At 45.0% G+C, this 16352-nt stretch carries 18 protein-coding genes; 2 read left to right on the forward strand and 16 right to left on the reverse strand.

Going from position 1 to position 16352, the window contains the following annotated elements:
* Window position 1: 1 nt before the first annotated feature.
* The 7 genes from BN6465_RS11555 to BN6465_RS11585 form a co-directional block, all read right to left on the reverse strand.
* Entirely contained in the window at window positions 2-1369 is a 1368-nt protein-coding gene (locus tag BN6465_RS11555; protein WP_082891668.1) for a DUF5702 domain-containing protein, read from the reverse strand.
* A 29-nt stretch (window positions 1370-1398) separates the two neighbouring features.
* The gene (locus tag BN6465_RS11560) at window positions 1399-1590 is read right to left on the reverse strand and encodes a Flp1 family type IVb pilin (protein WP_066735019.1); all 192 of its coding nucleotides are present in this window, start codon (window positions 1588-1590) and stop codon (window positions 1399-1401) included.
* A gap of 20 nt (window positions 1591-1610) precedes the next feature.
* On the reverse strand, window positions 1611-2873 hold the full coding sequence (locus BN6465_RS11565; RefSeq protein ID WP_082891669.1) for a type II secretion system F family protein: 1263 nt from the start codon (window positions 2871-2873) through the stop codon (window positions 1611-1613).
* Between the two features lies 1 nt (window position 2874).
* A complete protein-coding gene (locus tag BN6465_RS11570) occupies window positions 2875-3573 on the reverse strand; it encodes a type II secretion system F family protein (protein WP_066735022.1) in 699 nt (232 codons plus the stop codon).
* Between the two features lie 13 nt (window positions 3574-3586).
* The gene (locus BN6465_RS11575) at window positions 3587-4789 is read right to left on the reverse strand and encodes a CpaF family protein (RefSeq protein WP_066735025.1); all 1203 of its coding nucleotides are present in this window, start codon (window positions 4787-4789) and stop codon (window positions 3587-3589) included.
* A complete protein-coding gene (locus BN6465_RS11580; protein WP_066735027.1) occupies window positions 4722-5696 on the reverse strand; it encodes a P-loop NTPase family protein in 975 nt (324 codons plus the stop codon). Before BN6465_RS11580 ends, BN6465_RS11575 begins: the two co-directional genes overlap by 68 nt.
* Window positions 5697-6016: 320 nt before the next feature.
* The gene (locus tag BN6465_RS11585; RefSeq protein ID WP_066735035.1) at window positions 6017-6226 is read right to left on the reverse strand and encodes a pro-sigmaK processing inhibitor BofA family protein; all 210 of its coding nucleotides are present in this window, start codon (window positions 6224-6226) and stop codon (window positions 6017-6019) included.
* A gap of 123 nt (window positions 6227-6349) precedes the next feature.
* Between BN6465_RS11585 and BN6465_RS11590 the strand changes: the two genes are divergently transcribed.
* Window positions 6350-6577 carry a DUF2508 family protein gene (locus BN6465_RS11590; RefSeq protein WP_066735038.1) on the forward strand — a complete coding sequence of 76 codons (228 nt, stop codon included), beginning with the start codon at window positions 6350-6352 and terminating at the stop codon, window positions 6575-6577.
* A 97-nt stretch (window positions 6578-6674) separates the two neighbouring features.
* Here the strand turns inward: BN6465_RS11590 and BN6465_RS11595 are convergent, their stop codons facing one another.
* The 7 genes from BN6465_RS11595 to BN6465_RS11625 all read right to left on the reverse strand — a co-directional run bounded on the left by BN6465_RS11595 (window position 6675) and on the right by BN6465_RS11625 (window position 13268).
* A complete protein-coding gene (locus BN6465_RS11595; RefSeq protein WP_066735040.1) occupies window positions 6675-7160 on the reverse strand; it encodes a deoxycytidylate deaminase in 486 nt (161 codons plus the stop codon).
* Between the two features lie 9 nt (window positions 7161-7169).
* Window positions 7170-7799, reverse strand: coding sequence for a uracil phosphoribosyltransferase (gene upp, locus BN6465_RS11600; RefSeq protein WP_066735042.1), 630 nt, complete (start codon window positions 7797-7799; stop codon window positions 7170-7172).
* Entirely contained in the window at window positions 7799-9319 is a 1521-nt protein-coding gene (locus BN6465_RS11605; RefSeq protein ID WP_066735318.1) for an L-threonylcarbamoyladenylate synthase, read from the reverse strand. Before BN6465_RS11605 ends, upp begins: the two co-directional genes overlap by 1 nt.
* Before the next feature lie 38 nt (window positions 9320-9357).
* Window positions 9358-10056, reverse strand: coding sequence for an N-acetylmuramoyl-L-alanine amidase (locus BN6465_RS11610; protein ID WP_066735045.1), 699 nt, complete (start codon window positions 10054-10056; stop codon window positions 9358-9360).
* A gap of 63 nt (window positions 10057-10119) precedes the next feature.
* Complete coding sequence (locus BN6465_RS11615; protein ID WP_066735049.1) at window positions 10120-10473, reverse strand: Hpt domain-containing protein; 354 nt, start codon at window positions 10471-10473, stop codon at window positions 10120-10122.
* Window positions 10474-10515: 42 nt separating this feature from the next.
* On the reverse strand, window positions 10516-12612 hold the full coding sequence (locus BN6465_RS11620) for a glycosyl hydrolase family 18 protein (protein ID WP_227183952.1): 2097 nt from the start codon (window positions 12610-12612) through the stop codon (window positions 10516-10518).
* 431 nt (window positions 12613-13043) lie between these two features.
* Window positions 13044-13268, reverse strand: coding sequence for a hypothetical protein (locus BN6465_RS11625; protein WP_066735051.1), 225 nt, complete (start codon window positions 13266-13268; stop codon window positions 13044-13046).
* A gap of 388 nt (window positions 13269-13656) precedes the next feature.
* Here BN6465_RS11625 and BN6465_RS11630 point away from each other — a divergent pair, with 388 nt between their 5' ends.
* Window positions 13657-14403 carry an adaptor protein MecA gene (locus BN6465_RS11630; RefSeq protein WP_066735053.1) on the forward strand — a complete coding sequence of 249 codons (747 nt, stop codon included), beginning with the start codon at window positions 13657-13659 and terminating at the stop codon, window positions 14401-14403.
* Window positions 14404-14456: 53 nt separating this feature from the next.
* Here the strand turns inward: BN6465_RS11630 and rbsK are convergent, their stop codons facing one another.
* Both rbsK and BN6465_RS11640 read right to left on the reverse strand, forming a co-directional pair.
* The gene (gene rbsK, locus BN6465_RS11635) at window positions 14457-15344 is read right to left on the reverse strand and encodes a ribokinase (RefSeq protein WP_066735054.1); all 888 of its coding nucleotides are present in this window, start codon (window positions 15342-15344) and stop codon (window positions 14457-14459) included.
* Between the two features lie 4 nt (window positions 15345-15348).
* The gene (locus BN6465_RS11640; RefSeq protein WP_066735333.1) at window positions 15349-16335 is read right to left on the reverse strand and encodes a LacI family DNA-binding transcriptional regulator; all 987 of its coding nucleotides are present in this window, start codon (window positions 16333-16335) and stop codon (window positions 15349-15351) included.
* Between the last annotated feature and the right edge of the window lie 17 nt (window positions 16336-16352).

Here is a 16352-nt window from a genome sequence, read left to right on the forward strand (position 1 = left end):
TCTATTGATACATGAACCTTGTTTTAAAGTTATATGTAATTCCTCGTCTCATGGAACACCTATTCTTTGTCTCTAATTTTGTAATGCAGGTATCTGCTCTAAAAAAGTCCTTTGCCAGACGTGTTCTCAAATTTGTCTCGATTAAATCCAGTGCTCTCATTGTCAAGAGTTCCTTTTTTTCAAGTAGAAGAAGCATCTGCAGATACCGCTGATAAGTATACCCGCCTTCCCAGTCTTTCCCTTCATTGATGTCCCCGGACGCTCCCAGCGTCAAAAGGCCTGTGAGTGGAAGCTGCCATGATTCCTTTGACTTTATCAGCGGAACACGTCTTCCCGAAAGCAAGGAGCGTACGTCCATAATCCCTTCCCCGTAGGCCCATGCAAGAAGGATAGCCTGCTTCACGATTTCCGTAACGCCGGGAACTGTAAGCAGCGTGCAAAGCCCCGCCGCCAAGGTTTCAGCCTCGGCTTTTTTAGCTGTATCGGTACAGAGATACCCATAGTTGGGTCCGAACCGGAGTAATAGCAGCTTCTTCACCACGGATTCCAAATTTTCCGAATCATTAGCCTTGCCTTCCAGCAGATACTCAAGCTCATACGCCAACGGTCTGTTGTTACTCTCATCAGATGCGCATATAAACTTATCAAGAAGATACAGATTGAAAAAAATGGAGGAGGGTATTTTATTTGTAGGTTCGGGGAAACTGCCCCGCCCGGTATTTAAGCTTCTTCTGCTCACCATACCTGAAGCATCCACAGCTTTCTGGGATACCACAAAAGATTGTGGAAGAACAATATCCAGCATTTTACCATTCCGTATTTTACCGACAGCCTCAATTGGATTATCCTCCTCCGGAAGTTTCTCTTCTGCCTCATTCAACAGAGTGTCCAACTCTGCGCTCGTCCTAGTATTCTCTTTCTCATACTCTTCGGCATTCTCTTTTTGATCCTTCCAGACAGACAATCCTCCTGCCAGACTCTCGGCCACATCCACGCCGTATTTTTCTTTTTCATACTCTACGGCCTGTTGGTAAAAAGCTTGTCCACTGTGGTCAGACAGATACTCGATTTTTTCTATTTCTGAGTCCATATTTTCTGCCCCATAAAAGGCCAGTCGGTTTAAAATATTCTCCTCAGACCAGTGCCCTGTCTCATAAGTTCCCTCCACCGCAAAAATATCGTAATTCTCCAGAAGCGTAGTCTGAAATTCTGCAAACACAGACTCCACAGCTCTCCCAGCGGCGGCCCGCTTTTCATTCTTTAACACTTGTATAGAAGCACTTTCTATTACCGCTCCCACCAGAGTGAGAAGCAGCAAGAAAATCATACTTAAAAATACCGTTATTTCTCCTTTGACCATTTTTTTCATATCTGTACTCTCTTTTCGTTTTCTAAGCTTTAGATTCCTGCACTTTCACTTGTTATTTTAGAAAATATTGACTGTACCAGACTGGTAAGCTGTGATTTGAAAATTATAATCAATCCTATAACTACCACCAGTATCAAAATCAATTCAATTACTGTAATCCCCTTCTGTTCCTGCAGTACGTTCCGCACGCGGAGCGCCTGCCAGCGTATCCAATGCCTCATACTCTCACCTCCTCAGTCTTTTAAATCTGTATAGACCAAAAAGCCGGTATAATAATGACAGCCATCACGACCGCAAGCATCAGAAACATGGGGACAAGAAGCTTCGTTCCCGCCTCTTCGCCCAACCTTTTTGCTCTGCTTTTGCGGTCCTCCATAGCCTGTACTGCTTCCATACGGAAAATATCTGCCAGCCCTTTCGTGCCTTTTTTCAGGTTCTGGGACAGCAGCGCCCCAAACTTCATGTAGACCGTCAGTCCGCACCGCCGTGCAAAGCGCTCATAGCTTTCTGCTTCTGCAATACCACTTTTCATCTCCTGCCATGTATACAACATCTCTTCATAGGCAGGCCGTTCCTCTCCACTATGCTTCTTTTTTTCTCGATAGTCTTCAGTCACTTTTTTCCATACATTTTTAGCTGTCATGCCTGCTCCCATCAACATAGTGAATTGGCTTATAATTTCGGGATAATCACAGAGCATTAGTTCCTGCCGCTCTTTTCGTTTCTTTTCCTTCTTCTGTTTATCCATAAGAATGACACAGAACCCTGCTGTCATTCCAAGGAGGAGCACTGCCGGAAGGCTTGTGCCGCCCGAATTTCCCCATTTAAGGTCCTTCCCTTCGAATTGTGCAGGCAGTACCAGAAAAGGACTTGTACGCGTTTCTTCATCTGTTTGCTTAACCAGCTCCAAAATACGCTCTTTTATCCCTGCCGGCTTTTCTTTTGCAAACGCTCGGATTGCTGTACTGTATAGCGCCTCCTTGTCCTGATATTTAAGCACTGCACTGATTGTAATCAAGACTCCTTCCTGATTCTTATCTAGCTCCTTCAATACATCCTGTTTCAGCTTTCCGCTCATATCAATCACATCGTAGCGGCTGAATTCCCAGACAATGGAAAAAGGAAATCCCGATAGTTTCTGTGGGAGAATTAAATCATGATAGACATAATCCAGACTTTTATTTTTACCTATAATTGTCTGCTCAAGAGCCTTCATCGCCTGCCGGAACATAGATTGAAGTTCTTCTTCGGTATACTCTCTTGGAAGAATCTCGATTTCCATCTCCTGTGTATCCTCTCCCTCAAGCTGAACCATGACCGATTCCTTTCTCGCATTTTCTCCATACCCGTTCCGCTCAATCTTTTCTATCCGGTTGATACCGTCCGTCATACAGACAAAGAGCATGGCAGCCAGAGTGGCTCCAGCAACAAGAACCGTAACTTTAGGCGGAGATTTCCATGAGATATCAAGCAGCCTTTTTTTCACTCGGTCTTTTAATTTCAACTTACACCTCAATCGTAATAATCTTCTGCCCCAGCCGGATGGCTGTTAAATAAACCAGAAGGCAGAGACTCATAAAAAATATGCCAGCAGCATTGCCATATAATACTCCCATGAATTCTGGAAAGCTGACTCTCATATACGCTACAATCCCAAGCGGTATGACACACATTACTTTAAATTCCAGCTTCTTAGCCGAAAGAATCGTGTTGATTTCCCTCTCCACGTCCATCTTATCTCCTATCTGCCGCATCGCACTGCGAATGATTGCTATGCTGTCGCCTCCATTTCTTTTGGCAAGTGTAAATACTGTAACAAAACTCTGTACCTCTTCCAGCTGTGTCCGGCGGGCCAGCTCCTTCCAGACTTGCTCCGCAGTCATATTGATATTAAGCTGGCGGGACATATATATAAACTCTCTTACAATCAGAGCCTTAGCCGGATACATTACCTGCATCTCTCTGCCTACCTCTTTCACTGCATTCTCCATAGAATACCCAACGTTTAGGGCAGATGCCAATGTCTCCAGCGCGTCCCGGAACTGTCCTCTGAATTCTCGCTGCTTCTTCCTTATAGATTCCCTTTTCTTCCGCCGGTAATAGTAAATTCCCAGCGGGGCCAGCAATACTGCCGCCCACAAATCAGCATAGAACAGATACGCTGTCACACTTACTAAAAATATGCTTTCAGCAGCTGCCAGCACATATTCTTTTACCTTAATATCCTGCTGCCAATAACTTTTCTTTTTTGATGAGCTCTCCGCATTTCACCCAGTCTCCTTGGATTCTTCCGCTGCACGCTTCCGTCTCCCGAAAGGAAAACAAAGGATTGAGCAGAATCTCTCCCTTTTCATAACCGGCCACCTCCACTATTTCCAATAATTTTCTGCTTTTATCACGGAGTCTTCCGAGATGCACCAAAATGTCAATTCCCGATGCAATCTGCCGTTCGACTGCCGGCAGTGGAAGCTCCATCCCCATCAGTACCATGGTTTCCAGCCGGCTCACCATATCTCTGGGACTGTTTCCATGTCCCGTGCTAAGTGAACCGTCGTGTCCCGTATTAAACGCCTGAAGCATATCAATGGCTTCCTTGCCTCTGACCTCCCCCACGATAATCCGGTCTGGTCTCATACGCAGCGCAGCCTTTATCAGATCACGGATGGTTATTTCCCCAGTACCTTCTACATTTGCATTACGTGCTTCCAACCGCACCAGATTGGGAAGCCTCCGTATCTGCAGTTCTGCGTTGTCTTCAATGGTAATGATTCGTTCATCCTTAGGAATATAGTCTGAGAGCGCATTCAAAAATGTGGTCTTTCCAGAGCCGGTTCCTCCGCTAATAAAAATGTTATATTTTGCCCGTACGAGCCGGACAAGGAACTCCACCACTTCCCATCCTATTGCCCCAAGTTTTAATAATTTTTCCATAGTAATTCTCTGGTTTGGAAACTTACGAATCGTTACAATAGGCCCATTCAGCGCCGTCGGATACAGCACCGCGTTGACACGGGAGCCGTCCTTTAGTCTGGCGTCCACAATAGGAGAAGCCTCATTGACAATACGATTACAGTCCGCCACCATCTGCTGTATCACATCCTCCAGCTTACCGCGGGAGACAAATTTTTTGTCGGACAGAAAAATCTTTCCCTCTTTTTCAATAAAAATATTCTCTACTCCGTTAATCATAATCTCCGTGACCGACTCATCTTCAATTAATTCCTGAAGAATATCCAGCTTACGGAATGCATTAAAAAGCTCCTTTCCAAGCGCCGCTTTTTCCTGAAGGGGTATAAATTCTGTTCTGGAGCGCTTTTCCAGAAGCTGATGAATCAGTTCTAATAGTTCCTCGTCATCCACCTCGGCTGTCAAGTCCAGATGAGCCAGAACTTCTTCGTGGAGCTGCTCTGCTTTCAGCATGCCGCGTCACCTTCCCCTTCCATCTTTCTACTTCGCCCTGCGCCTCCTTTACAGACTGGCGCATGGTCCTTGTCATATCTATGTAGACAGACTTGAGCTCCAGCTCCTGCAGCTTAAGCACCTCCAGCATATAGCGGTATTGTGCCATTTTTGCTTTGGCATACACATCATCCGTGAGTGGAACGAACAAGAGGTCAACACTCTTCAGCAGCGCAAATACATCAGCCACTGAGTTTCCAATATCAAGTATAATCTTACTGTAGATACTCTGTATGCCGAGCCTCTCCAAAAGCCCGCTCCACTCCTGAGCTGAAATTGCTCTCAAGTCTGTCCAAACTTTCATAGGAGGTATGTAATCAAGAGCCCCCATCTGCTTGACAGTTGATGATATCCGCACACTGATATCCCCACTTTCCTGTTTTGCATAATAGAGCAGATGGGATAAATCTTGTCCTTCATCTTCAGGAAAATAACCACCGATTCCGGCATAGGTCTCCAGATTGAGATAAAGCACATTTTCTTTTTGTGCCAGCGCTTTTCCAAGCTTAACCGCAAATGTTGTCTTTCCCGTCTTATGGACAGGTGAATAAACTCCGATAATCAAGCTCCGCCCTCTGCCCGCACGCAGAGCACCGTGAAATTCTTCCTGACACATTTTTAAAATATCGTCAGTCAGCTTATCTGCCGGCTGATACTTCATAATTTCTTTTTCATTTTCACCCAAATCCGCACAATGACTTTGAGTGAGAACTATTTTTTTATCTGCATGAATCCGCTCTCTGTCTTCTAGTGGATATGCTTCACTGATCAGCAAAACCTGTATATGATTCATTTCCAGCAGCTTTTCCACTATTTCTATCGTAGAACAGACCCTGACTTGAAGAAGCGCCTCTTTTCTTTGCAGCAAAAATTCTGCCAGTCTTTCAGCATAATCTTCTTCTGTGTCGCAAATGATAATGTCCTTATGAATCCGTCTTATCCCTCCTTTGCAGATGATTTTTTGTTTCTTTAAATTTCAGTTTTGAATAACTGCCGATATGGCGTGAGGAATGTCGTCACATTCCTTTGGATGTAAATTTCAATAGTCAGAATGACTTTTTGAAATCACAAATATGTTGATTGAAAATCCATGACTCACACAATGTCTTTCTTGTAAGGGTGATTATAGACTATTCTTTTTCTTCTTGTCCAGCATTTTTTTTAATTCTAATAAATTTTGTGCAACTCCTACATAATTTTATAAAACATAATCCCGTAAAGAAGCCCAACCCCCGGAATTCCAAGAGTTCCAGATGTCAAAAAGGAGAGCAGATTAAGTCCTACAGAAACTGGTATATTTCTATAGTCTAAAAATTGGTTCGCAAAAAAGATAAGCCCCATCCCCAATATGGCACGAATTATAAAATTAATTAAAAATGGAGGTCTTTTATTTTCCATAAATTTTTCCCCTTTTCATCTATTCTGCACAAAATTTCCCTTACTCCATATATATACCAGAACAGGTATTTTATTCTAGTTTTCGGAGATACTAAGAAAAAATTCATAAAGGAGAATCCAGATATGAGACTGTTACAAAAACCCAACTCCGCGGAGGGAAACGTTCTCCTGCGGCATCTGGGGAGCAAGGAGCTGGAGGAGGAGATCCTTCGCGCCAAGGCAGATTATGACACGGCCTGCATGCACTTTGAACATGCCTGTGACCCCGACTTAATCGACAGCTGTATTTATGCAGAAAATGCAGCATGGAAGCGTTACTGCTTTTTAGTGCGTCAGGCAAATTTGATTTAGTCATGACACTCCCGGTTCAGTGTCGGCTCCTTAGACGAATAAATTATATGAAAAAAGACTGTCTGTGCAGCCGCACAAACAGTCTTTTTTCATCCTTTTACAATTCAATCTCAATCTTACGGCCGGTTCTGTGGTATTGATGATACCTCACCCCTGCCGAATCAAACATATGCTTGGATGCCAGCACCGAATCGGTATCCGCATACTTGTCGCAGTCATATATAACCTCTTTAATTCCGGACTGGATAATAGCCTTAGCACATTCATTACAAGGAAACAAGGAAACATAAAGCTTTGCTCCTTCCAGACTACCTCCGCCGTAATTCAAAATTGCGTTCAGCTCACTGTGCACCGTATATACATATTTTGTCTGAAGAGGGTCTCCCTCTCTCTCCCATGGAAATTCGTCGTCTGAACAGCCTCTGGGAAGTCCATTATATCCCATAGACAAAATTTTGTTGTCAGGACTTACAATACAGCACCCAACTTGTGTGCTGGGATCCTTGGAGCGTCTGCCAGACAACATGGCTACTCCCATAAAATACTCATCCCAAGAAATATAATCTTTTCTTTTGCCGCTCATTTTTTTCTCCTATTTTGTTCCAAAAATACGGTCCCCTGCATCTCCCAGCCCCGGCACAATATAACCATGACTATTAAGATGTTCATCCAGCGCTCCGATATAAATGTCTACATCCGGGTGCTCCTTCTTCATGCGCTCAACGCCCTCAGGCGCCGCTATAATACACATAAAACGAATATTTTTCACACCTTTATCCTTGAGCATGCGAATGGCTTCCACACTTGACCCTCCAGTGGCGAGCATAGGATCTACAACAAACACCTCTCGCTCATCACAGTCTGCCGGAAGCTTACAGTAATATTCTACCGGCTCTAAAGTATCCGGATCCCGATAAAGACCGATATGCCCGACCTTCGCTGCCGGAATCATAGTGAGCATACCCTCAACCATGCCAAGTCCCGCACGTAAAATCGGCACTACGGCCAGTTTCTTGCCTGCAAGTTCCTTTCCGATGGTTTTGCAAATCGGTGTCTCAATCTCCACTTCCTGAAGTTTCAAATCTCTGGTTGCCTCATAGCACATCAACATTGCTATCTCTCCGACCATAGCCCGAAAATCCTTTGAGCCCAGCTCCTTACGCCGGATATAGCTGACTTTGTGCTGAATCAGCGGATGGTCCATCACATACACATTTCCCATTAGTGTTTTGCCTCCTCATTTAGTTTTTCTGCAAGTTTTATAATATACGCTTTCATCATATCGTACATTTCTTCGTACCGCTCCAGTGCTTGTCCATACACAGAAGGTATCTCTTGCTCTCCTCCTACATACTCACACAGCGTATAGACATGTTCAAATTGTGGATATTCACTTTTTATTTTCAGTTTCTGTGTTTCTTCCATAGCGAGAACCAAAGTATCCTCGTTCAGCACATCTTCCGAAAAAGCAGTGGTCTCATGGCCCGCCAAAACAATGTCATGAATCTTCATTATCTCCTCCGCCTTCGGATTTAGCGGCTCGGGAAATAACACGATCATCCCTCTCGAACACACGGTGTACTCCTGAAGAAGCGGCTGACGTCTAAGAAGGGCCGCTGCCATAGGCGCCCGGCAGTTATCACTGCTGCTGACAAACACAATACTGCGGTATTTCTGAAGCTTCGTTATCGCGCCGGCAGCCAGAACATGATGCCCCGCAGCCTTCCCCAGACGGTTCATAATAGCTGTTCCAATTCCTTCTGATGGGAAGGCTTCACTATAAATGTAATCCACTTCTTCATCGTCAAATTCCCGCAATATCTTATATAGATTCCGGGCAACAGTTTTTTCATTTTCTCTGGAACCTATATTCTTGATAATGCCTACCGTATACTCTCCTATTGTCTCATTGGACGCAATAATACCCACTTTATAACCAAGTCTGACCTGTTCATATGCAATCTGCTTAATAGCTTTTACAGTCTCGCCGCTGTCACCTTCTACTATGATTAGTTCTGCTCTGGGTGCATAGTGCCTGTATTTCATCCCCGGAGCCTTTGGAGGTTCGGTGCTCTTGTCTGAGATAAGACTCTCATCTACCGTCACTTCTCCAATAATCTTATCCAGCATCTCCTTTGTGACCGCCCCCGGCCTCAGTATCATCGGTGGCTCCACGGTCATGTCAAGAATCGTAGATTCTACACCAATCTCCACACTTCCGCCGTCCACTATCATATCGATCTTACCGCTCAAATCTGCCGCCACATGCTCTGCAGCTGTCGGGCTCGGACGTCCCGACGTGTTGGCGCTTGGCGCAGAAATATACCCTCCGCCCGCAGCGATCAGCGCTCTGGCTATAGGGTCATCCGGCATCCTTACCGCAACAGTATCAAGCCCTCCGGTAGTTCCGTAGGGCACAACATCACTCTTATTAAAAATCATCGTAAGCGGGCCGGGCCAAAAATTCTCCGCAATCAGCCTTGCCTTTTCCGGAACATTCTGCACTATCTTGTCCAGCGCCTCAAATTCCGCAATGTGCACAATTAGTGGATTGTCGGATGGACGTCCCTTCGCGGCATATGTTTTTCCTGCCGCTTCTTCATTCAGCGCATTGGCCCCCAGCCCATACACGGTCTCTGTAGGGAACGCCACCAGTCCGCCATCCTTGAGAATCTGCCCTGCCTGCTCAATTACTTCTTTATCTATATCGCTTTTATTTACTTTTTTTATTATCGTTTCCATAACGTATATTATAACATTATATAGAAACCATGGCAAATTTATTTTTTCTCATCCGTATCCTCTCCTAAGCAGGTGAGAATCCCATCACATACCGCTTCCGCCATCTTCTGCTGATACTCCTCATCAATTAGTTTCTGCGCCTCTTCCCAGTTACTTAAAAAACCACACTCTACAATAATAGTCGGCACCTCCGTACGCTTCAAAAGGTAATATGTATCATTTGCTTTTGCCTGCCTTTTATTCGTGCTATCTACTTTTCTCACTGCTTCCTGAAGGATTTTTGCCATCTCTTCCCCTTTTTGGGAATGACTATAGTAAAATACCTGAGCACCTTTCACATCCTCCGTTTGATAGCTATTCTGGTGAATGCTGACCGTAAGTTTAGGTTTCACCTCATTTATCAGCTTTACCCTCTCTTTCATATCCTCTACCTTTTTGTTGGAAGCAGAACCCGATGCCAGACCCTCATCCTTTTCCCGAGTCATCAGGACAGAAATTCCCTTTTCCTTCAATATCGCCCGCACCTTTTTAGCAATCTCCAGATTAATGTCCTTCTCCAGCGCTTTGTTAACACCTATTTTTCCCGGATCGCTTCCCCCGTGGCCAACATCAATGATTACATCCGCCTCTTTTTTATTGACTTCATTTCCAGCCACATATTGGCTCAGAGTATAACTTCCGTAAATGACGACTCCCAGAAGGAACAAGGCAAAAAGCCATTTTATTTTTGAGCGCAAAAAAAGCCCTCCCTGCATATATTTTTATAATATATGCAGGAAAGGCCCTTTGATATACATCCGCTATAGCTTCTCGATTACTTCCTGTGCCGCAGCATACTGCTCTGCAAGCTGGCTCATATTGTCCTTCAAGAGTATATCATCCCTTGTATGCCCCGGCCGCAGCTGTTCTGTAATGGCAGACGATAGTTCCCGAATTCCTCCAAGCCCCAGATTGGCAGACACACCTTTTAATGTATGCGCCCAACGGAAAGCTGCCTCATAATCTCCCTCTTCCCAAGATATTTTAAGTTCATCATAACTTTTATCTTCCATAAACTTTTTGAGAATACGGCAGTACAGACCTTCGTTGTTCATAAATCTAGCCATAACTTCACGCTCATCTACCCCTATTGTTTGTAGTAATCCGAAATCCATAATTCTACCTCCGACCCTTCATATATCCACATACTTTTAGGACTAATTCACATATTTGACAATCAATTCCCAAATATCTGAATTCTCAAATCCCAGCTTCCATGCCGCTGTACCGGCAAGCTTAAATTCTTTCATGAGCTTAAGCTTTTCCTCCAGCGATGTGGCATCTTCGATCCAAATCTTATACACTGCCCCGTCGGCGTCCGTCCACTCCGCATAATTCTGCTTTGCAGTATCATCCCAAGTAATCTCAGCGCCGGCCTCACTTATTCTTCTTGCGGCCTCCGCCATGCCCATGGCTTCACTGGTAACATTCATAGGATAGTCCGCCGCCTCTGTTCCGGCCTGTTCCGCCAGCTCTTCCTCCGTCTTCGGGACCATTCTCCAAAGACGAGTGTAGAATGGAACGGCATTGATTACCTTATCTGCGGGCACATCCTTGATTGTCTCTTGAATCCCTTCTTTTACATAATTGTAGGAAGCCACGGAGCCAGCCTCGTAGGAACCACTGTAATGCTCATCATATCCCATGATTATCACATAGTCGGCCACAATCCCTTGTTCCTTTCTATGATAATGGGCATTAAATCCCTTCGGAACATAGTTGTCTACAGAAAGAACCAGATTGTTGAGCCGGCATTTGACAGACAGCTCCCGGATGAACTGAATATAATGTTCTCCAACATCCGTTCCTATCTGCTCAAAGTCCACATTGATTCCGTCAATGCCGGATTGGATGGCTGCAGATATCAGCTGGTTCTCCAGATTCTCTCTTGCAGATGTTCGGCTTAAAAGTTCCATTTGATCGATATTTTCACCAAAATTGTCAACCAAAGCCCACACTTCCAGACCTGACTGATGCGCGTAATTTACATATTCGGTGCTTGCGATGGATGTCAAATTGCCGGAATTATCGGCTACAGTGAACCATGTGGGTGAAATAGTAGTCAATCCCTTCGTGCTCGCGATTGTCTCCAAAACACCGCTGTTAGCCGTCTGGCTTGTCACCTGATGCCATGCAAGATTAATCGTATAATCCTTCTTGATATTTGTAAATACCGGTTCTTGAAAATCTCTGCTATAAGCTTCCGTCTCCGTTTTGCGTAGCTTTGTCTTCTTTATATAACCGATAACTCCATCGGCCGTGCGAACCTTTTTCCAGTCGCTTTCATCTTCAATAACCGTTACCTTGTCCCCTTTGCTCACCGGCGTAAGAATCGGGCTCTTCACACCGCCCTTCAAACGGACTTCCGTATCCCGCTTGACCGTCGCTGTCTTCGTGTCGCTCCAGTCACCGACAATCATGACCCTGTCCGGATTCTTATGAAGCTTATATTCTATATCAGTATATTGCTTTACAAAGTCAAGCGCGATATACGCGGTACTTCCTTCTGTCTTCAGTATAACATAGTCTGCGTTCTTAGTTTCTTTAGAAACGGTATAACTGTTGCTCCCCACCCCCGCTGATACCATCTCGGTGGGCAGAGTATACAGCAATATATTTTCATTGGCATCCCAGTAGAACCGGCTGTTCAGATAGTCTCTGACTGTCTCATAAGATACATACACCTGACCGTCTACCTGCATAGCCATTGGTCCGACAACCTCATTGTTAACGGTAACCCCTATCTGGCCCGTGGACTCGATTCCAAAATACTTGTCCAAATCATATTTTTCCTTTGACGGCCCGTATCTTGTCCACAAAAACGCTCCTCCAAGTATCCCCGCAAGCAATACAAAAATAAGAAAAACTTTTAGGAAAAGCCCCATTTTTCTTCTGCGTCTTGTATTCTTTTTTCTTCCGGCTCCCGGCGGCCTCCCAGATGAGGAGTTCCTCGCTACCTGTGCTGTCTTCCGAGAAGACTGCGGCGTTCTTGACGAAGGCGCAGTACGGCTTCTTCTCTCTGCACTTTGAGAAGCCGTGGTCCTTCTCTCCCCGCTTTGATACGGGTCTGCTGTTCTCTTCGCCGTCCCCGCATCCCCTCTTCCCTGAGGCCTTGCCCTTCTTACGGTCTCTGTATCTGACACACCATCAGAAGCACTCCTTCTGGCGCTGGTTCTCCCTCCTGCCTGTGTCCTGGTTCCAGACGTTTTTCTCATCGGGCGTTCTTCGCTCCCCGTCCTTCGTCTTTGGTCCATTTGGCACCTCCTGCTTTGATATACTGGCTTAATATAATATTCGCAATTGCCCTTAATTGCATTCATGTGCGATTATTATACCACAAACGCAGGATAGGAAGCGGCGCTCCGCGACATTTCCTTTCCAAGTGGTGGCTTGACGGTATAATATGCCGTTTTACGGCATAAAGGCGATGCAATCGCCTTTAATTGCACTCATGTGCGATTATTATACCACAAACGCAGGATAGGAAGCGGCGCTCCGCGACATTTCCTTTCCAAGTGGTGGCTTGACGGTATAATATGCCGTTTTACGGCATAAAGGCGATGCAATCGCCTTTAATTGCACTCATGTGCAATTATTATACCATATTACAGGATTTTACACAAACTGCAATAACCATTTCTAACCGAATATTCTCAAAACGCTGCGAGGGGTAAATCCGCTTTTACTACTTTTTACACTGTTCTACTTTATAGAAGTCCAATTGTTGTACTTTTCCGTTTTCGTCCATGATATAGTCCCTCATATAAGTATTGTCCTCCCGGAGCATATGAGCCGAGACTATCTGCAGGGGACTCGCCGGACACCCGTCAATCTGCATCCGGATACCTCGGCGTTCGTAATTTTTAAGCTCTGTAAATAATTCCTCAAAATTTTTATCTGACTTTTCCATCTTGTTCCCCAAAAGCAGGCAGATTTATGATACGACAGAGTGAACCATAAGGATAAAATGTGATATACTATGCCACTCTGCCTGCAGGAAGATACAATTCTGCCTTGCTTTTCTCCTCCTCATTTTAAAAGTCAGGTTTTGCTGATAATTTGTCTGATATGACTGATGAACCCGGCGATTGTGCGGAATGCGCCGGCGTATGACTGTCACTGTTGATACTCTACAAATTGAAATTATAAGAAAATATGATATCTTCCTGTACTGGTATTATAAAAAATACAACCTTTTATTGCAAGTATTTTTTTTAATCTGTTTACATATTTTCTTTTTTTGTTTATACTAATAGTGAATAAGTATAATTATAATTGCGATAGGAAGTGATGACAACATGAAAATAGAGAAAATAAACGACAACCAGATACGCTGTACACTGACACATGCCGATTTAGTAGAACGTGAATTAAAGCTGAGCGAGCTGGCTTACGGGACTGAAAAAGCAAAATCACTTTTCCATGATATGATGCAGCAGGCCGCGCATGAATTTGGATTTGAAGCAGACGATATACCGCTTATGATAGAAGCGATACCTGCATCATCCGATTCTGTCGTGCTTATTATAACGAAAGTAGAAGACCCCGACGAACTGGACACACGTTTTTCCAAGTTTTCTCCCTCACCACAGGGCGGAAGCGACCAGAAAAAAGCTTCGATGTTGGAACGCTTGAAAAAGCTGGAAGGGGCGGAAGAATTTGTCGATTTATTAAAACATGTCAAGGATGCAGTGACAGAACTGCCTGAACTGGAAGATAAAAGTAAGGAAGAAGATACCAAAGATAAAACACCTTCTATCCGCTTTTTCTCTTTCTCATCTTTGGACAGCGCCATCCGGGCTTCTCGGCTTCTCAAGTCGATGTACAACGGCGCCAACACACTATATAAGGACGTAGATACCGAGACTTATATACTTGCATTGACAAAGTCCCAGCATACGTCCGCTGATTTCAATAGAATCTGCAATATGCTTTCCGAATATGGCTCCTTCGATAAGGGGACCGGCGCTTCATTAGCTTTTCTGGAAGAGCATTGTGATAAGCTTTTGACGCCCGACGCAGTACAGAAGTTAGCTGAATTATAACATTTTTAAAAGAGTGTCCGCATTGAACGGACACTCTTTTTTACTCCATTTTCTTATATCCCAAGCTCTTTTTCCACTTCTTCTGCCGTCGGCATTCCGCTCTGTGCCCCGAACTTCTCGGTTGACAGGCTGGCTGCCGTATTGGCATACGTGAGCGCGCTCTTCATATCTTTTCCCCCGGCGATCTGCACTGCAAAAGCACCGTTCAGCGTATCCCCAGCTCCTGTGGTGTCTGCCACCTTAGCCGGGCGGGCGGGTACAGTCAATACCTCTCCCGTCTTCAAACAGGTGGAAACACCCCTTGAGCCTTGCGTGATTACTAACTTTTCCGGATATTTTTTCAACAGTTCTTCCGTACTGAGACCGTCACCGAAAATTAAAACTGCTTCATGCTCATTTGGAGTCAGGTAAGTGACTTTCTCTATTGTCTCCATCGGCACCTCTGCCGCCGGCGCGGGATTGAGCACTACCGGTATCTGGTTCTCCGCACAATAGTCTACTACATATTTCACGGTTTCCAGCGGTATCTCGTGCTGGAGCACCACCATATCATAAGACTTTAATTCCTCTTTGATTCCGTCCACATAAGCATTGTCTACCCTGCCATTTGCCCCCGGCACTACGATGATGGTATTGTCATTCTCCCCTACAGTAATCATTGCGATTCCAGTGGGAACTCCTTCCAGTCTCTGGATGTGTGTTGTCTTTACCCCCACATGATTCAGATTGTCAAGCATCTTCTGCCCGTTGCTGTCATCACCTACACAGCCGAACATCTCGACCTCCGCTCCAAGCTTCGCCATGGCGACCGCCTGATTAGCTCCCTTTCCACCCGGGATATAGCTGATACTGTCCCCCATTAATGTCTCACCCTTCAACGGAATTCTTTCTGCGGTGACAGTCATATCCATGTTGATACTTCCTACTACTGCAATTTTCATCCTTTCACTCCTTTACTTTTGTCGTCTGACGTTTTAATAGTGTTACGTCAAATATATTTTCTTTTTGAAACGGCTTCCCCTGTACATATTCAATAATAATCCGGGCTGCCAGTGTTCCCATGTCCGTAATTGGCTGCTCAATCGTCGTGAACTCCGGTGTGAAAAGTCTGCTGAACACAATATTATCAAACCCGATAATCTGAATCTCCTCCGGAACACGGAGGCCCTCATTGTGCAGTATCTTATAAACAGCAGCCGCCACCATATCGTTACAGGCGATAATCCCGTCCGCTTCCGGATATTCTTTCAAAATATTTTTTGTCGCCTCAATCCCCGAGTCATAACTGTACTTACAGTCCACAAACTGCTCCTTGATTCCATACTGCTTACAGACATCTTGATATCCCTGATACCGCTTTCGGCCACTTGACAGCTCCTGCGGGGCGCGCATACAGACGATATTTTTACACCCGCACTGCAGGAGGTGGTTCATGGCAATACGCCCTCCCTCGTAATGGTTTGATTCTATGTAGGCAATCTCGCCTCCACCAGAGACTTTTCTGTCCACTACCACCACTGGGATTTCACAATTTGCAATAGCTTTTCCGGTACTGTCGCAATTCGTCATGATGACAATACCGTCCGCCTTCATCTGGCTCAGCATCTCTATGTTGGCGAGCTCTTTCTCTCCATCGTCATTGGAATTGCAGAGAAGCATCTTATATCCACCCCGAAATACCTCCTCTTCAATTGCCTTTGCCATCTCGTTAAAGAATGGGTTCTCTATATTCGGCACAATCACCCCAATCATTTTCGACGACTTTTTAAAAAGCGCTCTGGCAAGCTCATTCGGTTTGAATCCCGTCTGCTCTATCGCCGCCAGCACTCTCTGCTGCTTCTCTTCATCCACCTTCGCCGTCCCGTTCATGACCCTTGAAACCGTGGACGGTGACACACCTGCAATCTTTGCAACTTCCCTGATACTTGTCATTTTCATCCCCCAAATCA

Source organism: Bariatricus massiliensis, from assembly GCF_900086725.1.
GTDB lineage: Bacteria > Bacillota > Clostridia > Lachnospirales > Lachnospiraceae > Allocoprococcus > Allocoprococcus massiliensis.

Coding starts and splice junctions, on each gene's coding strand:
- BN6465_RS11555 (WP_082891668.1), bottom strand. CDS start 1,369: ATGAAAAAAATGGTCAAAGGAGAAATAACGGTATTTTTAAGTATGATT.
- BN6465_RS11585 (WP_066735035.1), bottom strand. CDS start 6,226: ATGGAAAATAAAAGACCTCCATTTTTAATTAATTTTATAATTCGTGCC.
- BN6465_RS11625 (WP_066735051.1), bottom strand. CDS start 13,268: ATGGAAAAGTCAGATAAAAATTTTGAGGAATTATTTACAGAGCTTAAA.
- BN6465_RS11595 (WP_066735040.1), bottom strand. CDS start 7,160: ATGAGCGGCAAAAGAAAAGATTATATTTCTTGGGATGAGTATTTTATG.
- BN6465_RS11630 (WP_066735053.1), top strand. CDS start 13,657: ATGAAAATAGAGAAAATAAACGACAACCAGATACGCTGTACACTGACA.
- BN6465_RS11640 (WP_066735333.1), bottom strand. CDS start 16,335: ATGACAAGTATCAGGGAAGTTGCAAAGATTGCAGGTGTGTCACCGTCC.
- BN6465_RS11560 (WP_066735019.1), bottom strand. CDS start 1,590: ATGAGGCATTGGATACGCTGGCAGGCGCTCCGCGTGCGGAACGTACTG.
- BN6465_RS11605 (WP_066735318.1), bottom strand. CDS start 9,319: ATGGAAACGATAATAAAAAAAGTAAATAAAAGCGATATAGATAAAGAA.
- rbsK (WP_066735054.1), bottom strand. CDS start 15,344: ATGAAAATTGCAGTAGTAGGAAGTATCAACATGGATATGACTGTCACC.
- BN6465_RS11575 (WP_066735025.1), bottom strand. CDS start 4,789: ATGCTGAAAGCAGAGCAGCTCCACGAAGAAGTTCTGGCTCATCTGGAC.
- BN6465_RS11620 (WP_227183952.1), bottom strand. CDS start 12,612: ATGGACCAAAGACGAAGGACGGGGAGCGAAGAACGCCCGATGAGAAAA.
- upp (WP_066735042.1), bottom strand. CDS start 7,799: ATGGGAAATGTGTATGTGATGGACCATCCGCTGATTCAGCACAAAGTC.
- BN6465_RS11615 (WP_066735049.1), bottom strand. CDS start 10,473: ATGGATTTCGGATTACTACAAACAATAGGGGTAGATGAGCGTGAAGTT.
- BN6465_RS11590 (WP_066735038.1), top strand. CDS start 6,350: ATGAGACTGTTACAAAAACCCAACTCCGCGGAGGGAAACGTTCTCCTG.